General features: G+C 49.1%; 6 protein-coding genes and 1 pseudogene. 4 read left to right on the top strand and 3 right to left on the bottom strand.

Annotated elements, in window-relative coordinates; genetic code table 11:
- Nucleotides 1-227: 227 nt before the first annotated feature.
- The 4 genes and pseudogenes from Q0095_RS04690 to Q0095_RS04680 all read left to right on the top strand — a co-directional run bounded on the left by Q0095_RS04690 (nucleotide 228) and on the right by Q0095_RS04680 (nucleotide 1,992).
- Nucleotides 228-368 (top strand): MGMT family protein, encoded by a 141-nt coding sequence (locus Q0095_RS04690; protein WP_297881824.1) that lies wholly within the window; start codon nucleotides 228-230, stop codon nucleotides 366-368.
- A gap of 780 nt (nucleotides 369-1,148) precedes the next feature.
- Nucleotides 1,149-1,508, top strand: coding sequence for a hypothetical protein (locus Q0095_RS04685; RefSeq protein WP_297881822.1), 360 nt, complete (start codon nucleotides 1,149-1,151; stop codon nucleotides 1,506-1,508).
- A gap of 43 nt (nucleotides 1,509-1,551) precedes the next feature.
- Nucleotides 1,552-1,713: pseudogene (locus tag Q0095_RS10265) on the top strand (DJ-1/PfpI family protein); the annotation flags it as partial.
- 30 nt (nucleotides 1,714-1,743) lie between these two features.
- Complete coding sequence (locus Q0095_RS04680; protein ID WP_297881820.1) at nucleotides 1,744-1,992, top strand: hypothetical protein; 249 nt, start codon at nucleotides 1,744-1,746, stop codon at nucleotides 1,990-1,992.
- A gap of 263 nt (nucleotides 1,993-2,255) precedes the next feature.
- On the opposite strand, the gene Q0095_RS04675 is transcribed toward Q0095_RS04680, so the two are convergent.
- Genes Q0095_RS04675 through Q0095_RS04665 form a run of 3 tightly spaced genes read right to left on the bottom strand, consistent with a single transcriptional unit; the run spans nucleotide 2,256 to nucleotide 4,318 of the window.
- Nucleotides 2,256-3,119, bottom strand: a complete 864-nt coding sequence (locus Q0095_RS04675; RefSeq protein WP_297881818.1) for a methylated-DNA--[protein]-cysteine S-methyltransferase — start codon at nucleotides 3,117-3,119, stop codon at nucleotides 2,256-2,258.
- A 45-nt stretch (nucleotides 3,120-3,164) separates the two neighbouring features.
- Nucleotides 3,165-3,578, bottom strand: a complete 414-nt coding sequence (locus tag Q0095_RS04670) for a hypothetical protein (protein ID WP_297881816.1) — start codon at nucleotides 3,576-3,578, stop codon at nucleotides 3,165-3,167.
- A 17-nt stretch (nucleotides 3,579-3,595) separates the two neighbouring features.
- Nucleotides 3,596-4,318, bottom strand: coding sequence for a CorA family divalent cation transporter (locus Q0095_RS04665; protein ID WP_297881814.1), 723 nt, complete (start codon nucleotides 4,316-4,318; stop codon nucleotides 3,596-3,598).
- Nucleotides 4,319-5,035: the final 717 nt, after the last annotated feature.

The following is a 5,035-nucleotide window of genomic DNA, read 5'->3' as shown; positions in this document are numbered from 1 at the left end:
ATCGCTTTTTTAAATTCTCGGGAATAGCGGCAAATTTCTCGTCCAGCTCTTTCGTGTCTGATTGAAATTTCTCATCCACAGCTCGCTCCTTTTAAAGCGCTAAATTTTAGAAATTATATCGAATTTAGCGCTGCAAAGCGGCTAAATTTAGGTCTAAATTTAAACGCGAAAGAGTATAATCGCGCCATGGTTTTGACGCAAAATTTGATCTATGAAATTTTACCCTTGTGGAGGAGATTCCCGCAAGCAGGGTCGCTAGCTACGGACAGATCGCACGCCTGATCGGGCTGCCCGCTTGCTCGCGGCTCGTGGGGCGCGTGCTCTCGCAAGCGTGCTCTACGGCGATTACCCGTGCCACCGCGTCGTAAACCACGCAGGCACCTTGGCGGCGAGCTTTTAGGCTTAGCGTGAACTGCTAGAGGCCGAAGGCGTGGAATTTAGAGGCGAGCGCGTCCATATGAAAAAGCACCGCTGGGAGTGCTAAGGCCTAATCGCCGCAGCCTGAAGCACGGAATTTGCGGATCGTTTGAAGCGCGAAATTTTGAATTGTCCGCGACATGGAATTTTAATTTATAAAATTTTTAGATCCGCGCAGGTTTAAGCGGCGGTAGCGGCAGCGCTACCGATCGCTAAGAGCCTGCGAGCTTTATTTGCTTGTAGATGCGGCGCAAATCATCATACGTGGAAAGATAAAATTCATCTTTTTTGCGCGGCGGTTTAAAACGCTAATTTAAGCGGGCTCCTTGGCAATCAACCCCGCCGCAGTTTTACGAAGCAGATGCGACGCCGCCTATTAGTTTTTTCGCTGCAGGCTTTCGCGCCCGTTTCGGCACCGCTTATAGATTTTAGCTATCGTAAATTTTGACCCAAAAAGGCAAATTTGGTCGCTAATTTTAGTCAAATTTAAGCTCCTTCGCGAAAAATGCGACGCCGTTTTTTAAAAGCATATAAAAATGCCTAGCAAATTTAACGCGCTCACCGATCCGATATTTAAACTCGCAAGCCAAATTTATCCTCAGGATGCGGGTAGATTTACCCTAAGTCCGAAAGCAAAAGACAAAATAAAGCCAAATTTAAGGCATAAAGCATTGCTGAATATTAACTAAAACTGCATATAATCCGGACTCAAATCAATAAAAAAGGACAAAATGAATGAACTATCAAAACTCCCGACTCCCGATATCGCCGAGCACGGCGCGTTTTTCCCGTCGCCGTTTTCGCTGTTGCAGTTCACGGCGCCCGTGAGCGATCTGGCGGATTTTAATTACGAGAAAAAATACGACGGCGATAAAAAAATCCTCATCATCGCGGCTGACGAGCGGTATTTGCTGATGGACAACGGAACCTTTTTCTCCACTGGCAACCACCCTGTCGAGACGCTCGTGCCGATGTATCATCTGGCGCAGGCGGGCTGGGACTTCGAGATCGCGACGCTCTCTGGAAATCCCGTAAAATTCGAGTTTTGGGCGATGCCTGCGAAGGACGAGCGGCTCAAGGGCTTTTTTTGAGAGCTACGCGACTAAATTTAAATAGCCTAAAAAGCTCGCTGATATCGTAAAGAAGGGATTTGACGAGTATTTTGCGCTATATATCCCGGGCGGTCACGGCGCGCTGATCGGGCTTGACGAGAGTCGCGACGTAAAGGCCGCGCTAAAATGGTTTCATGAGCAGGGCAAATACATCATCACGATCTGCCACGGCCCAGCCGGGCTGCTAGCCGCGGCGCTTGACGAGGATAAGTTTTTGTTCGAAGGCTACGAGCTCGTGCTGCTGCCCGACGTCATTGACCGCACCTCGCCGGGTATTGGCTACATGCCGGGCCATCTGCGCTGGTATATGGGCTCGCGGCTAGCAAAACTTGGGATGAAAATCCTAAACGAAGGTATCGACGGCGCCGTGCACAAAGACCGCAACCTGCTCTCGGGCGATAGTCCGCTAGCGGCCAATAATCTCGGCAAACTGGCGGCTAAAACGCTTTTAGAGTCGCTGTAAATTTTACGCCGCTAAGGTCGGCATCTCGGCATAAAATTTTAATTTTTACGCGGCGGAAAAATTTAAAATTTCAAAGCGTGCCTGCTTCGGCTTTAAATTTAATGATCGCCGTCCTGCGCGCGGTGTAATCGTTTAAAATCGCCGCTCGCCTTCGATTTGCAAGCGATGCGCTGTGCAGCGTCTAAATTTAAGTATTCAAATTTTATCGCACTTTTGCGCGCGAGCATTAAAATTTTGCGATCTTTCAAATTTTGCCGCGCCGCTCATAAAGCGGTACCTTTCGCGGGCGCGAAAAGCCCTCGCATATCGACGCCCCCTGGCTGCAGCAGCTTTATTTTTCTATCGATGCCGCCCGCGTAGCCCGTGAGGTTGCCGTGCGCGCCTATGACGCGGTGGCAGGGGATGATGATCGAGATTTCGTTGTGTCCCACGGCGCCGCCCACGGCTTGCGCAGACATCTTCGCTAGCCCGCGTGCCGCGGCGATTTCGCGCGCGATCTGCCCGTAGGTCGTGGTTTTGCCGTATGGAATTTTAAGCAAAATTTCCCACACGGCGCGCCTAAATGCCGAGCCCACGGGATTTAGAGCGGGCGTAAAACCGGGCTCGCGTCCGCTAAAATACAGATCGAGCCAGCGCCTAGTTTGATCGAAAACGGCCAGATTTTTCTCCTCGAAGTAGCCGCCTTGCTCGTTCGCGCAGAATTTTTCACCCGCGCTTTGCGCCGAAAGGTCGGTCGCGTAAGATTTTTTGCTCGCATCCTGAGCCGCAAAATCGCGCTCACAGAATTTTTCGCTCGCTATAAGTGTGCTCGCGCAGAATTTTACGTCCGCGCCGCTCGTAACTTCTGCTGCGAAATCACGCGTGTTGTACTTTTCATCTGCGCCGCTCGTCGATTTTGCCGCGAAATCGCTCTTTTTCAACGCCGCAAAATCGCGCTGTGTTTCGCTCGCGGCGTGCCGCTCTTTTGCGAGCAGATCGACGCTGCTCTGCTTTTTATCCGCGCCGCTCGCAGCGAGGGCATGTGCGTAGTATTTCTCACCCTCGAACCATAGCCCGCAAAGCCCCGTCTCATCGCCCGCGAGCGTGATTTTGCCAAGCGGCGAGTCGTAATAAGATATAAATTTCATCGCTCCTCCTATTTTGCGATTAAATTTAGGCGCCCCAAGTAGCGCCTAAATTTCCCAAATTTCTAAAATTTGCGGGCAAATTTTAGCTACGCTTTGCTTAAACTCCGCCTTTTGCGCGGCGCTCGGGTCGCCAAGGGCTTCAAATTTGCAAAAAAGCTCGGCGATCTTTAGCCAGCCCGCAAGATTTAGATCGAATTTTTTCAAATTTGCTTCGGACAAAAACTCCAGATCATGGTCGTAAAACGCGATCTCGCCGCCAGAGCTTAGCAGCCAAAGATCGCCGGTGCCGCCGTCTGCAAAGATACAAAACTCGCGCAGCAGCCCACTATCGCCCTCAAAAGGAAATTTCGCCGCGTCGTTGCAGCGCGCGATCTCATGCTCTTTCAGCACTCTAAAATCGCCCGCAATCTCCCTGCCGAGGTATCCGCCCAGGATATTTTTAAGCTCGTTTTTATTCAAAATTTAACTCCTCCGCTTTAGTTTCGTTTTTTGGCGTAGAGCATAAGAAAGCCGACCATCGCCGCGAAAATCACGCACATCGCAAGCGTCACGATGAGCGTGCCGTGCGCCGAGCCGCTTAAAAACAGCCCCGTCGTGTTCATCCCGAAAAAGCTCGTGATGAAATTTAGCGGCAAAAGTAGCGACGAGATGATCGTGAGAATGTAGATGTTGCGGCTAATTTTGTCGTTTTTGAGGCCTTGGATGAACTGATAGATATCCTCGATCCTGACGGCATATTCGCTCATCACGCCTTTAAAAACGCCCGCTTCGTAGGCGTAGTTTTTCAGCTGCTTTTTCAGCGCCGGCTGCTCATTTGCGCAGATGAGAAGCGCCTCGTAAAAATGCGAAATTTTGTTTTGAAATTTGCGGATTTCGTATTTTAAAGCCGAATGCCTTTTCATAAAATTTGAAAAATCGCCGCGCCGCGTGTAGATCTTTTCGTAATTTTCAAGCTCTGCGGAGTGCTCTAAAATTTTATCGCGGTACTGCGCGAGGATCTTTTTAACGACTGCGAAAAACTCCGCCTCGCTGCTAGGTCGCACCTCGCCGTCCGCGTCATCTTGCGAATAGATCGCGCCCGAATCAAAAATAAAGCGGTAGTTTTGCTCGCGCGGCGCATCCGTCACGAAGTATACATACTCGCGATCTTCGGCGTAGTAGTAGCCCGAAACGCTGCGCTTTTCGGTAATCGGGTTCAATGAGACCTCCTTATTCAATCGTTTTAAATTTACGAAATTTCAGAATTTCGCTCAAATTTACAGAATTTTGAAATTCTGCTGCCGATCAGAATTCTGAAATTTAGCCGCTAATAGGAATTCTAAAATTCCGCCGCCATTTAAATTTTATCGTATTTGGAATTTCAAAATTCTTTTGCGCTTGGAATTTTAAAATTTTAAGCACGAAAGAATTTTATTATTGGTGGAATTTTATGCGACGCAGTCGCAATTCTAATTTAACGCGGACGTAGTCCGCACCGCTAGCGTCGCGCGGGTGGGGGTTGGTAAGGGGGCGCCCCGCTAACTCTGAGCGCCGACCCCTTACTGGTCATGTATGGCACACAACGTAAATATGCATAAATTTTTTGGAATTTAACTGATAAATTTACAACTTAAATTTAAAGCGTCGCTTTACCTCATAAAATTCCGTTTAAATTTTAGCCCGCGATATATCGTCCTTTTTGAGGCGCGAAAAACCGCTTAATCGCAAAATCGCGCTTCTTGCAAAGGCGCGGCGCATTACTTCGCCCGCTAGCAAAGCCTGCCAGCTTTCTGATGACGCTTTGATGAGAGGCGGGGCGCGTCTGCGTAAATTCGTATTATTAGAATCGCGGATTCGCTTATCGCTAAATTTTAGTACATATGCGACTACGGTACGCCGCTACGATAAATTTTGGGTTTACGTAAATTTACTCCGAT

It is taken from the genome of uncultured Campylobacter sp., from assembly GCF_938045535.1.
GTDB lineage: Bacteria > Campylobacterota > Campylobacteria > Campylobacterales > Campylobacteraceae > Campylobacter_B.
This window is presented reverse-complemented; position numbering and strand designations above follow the sequence as displayed.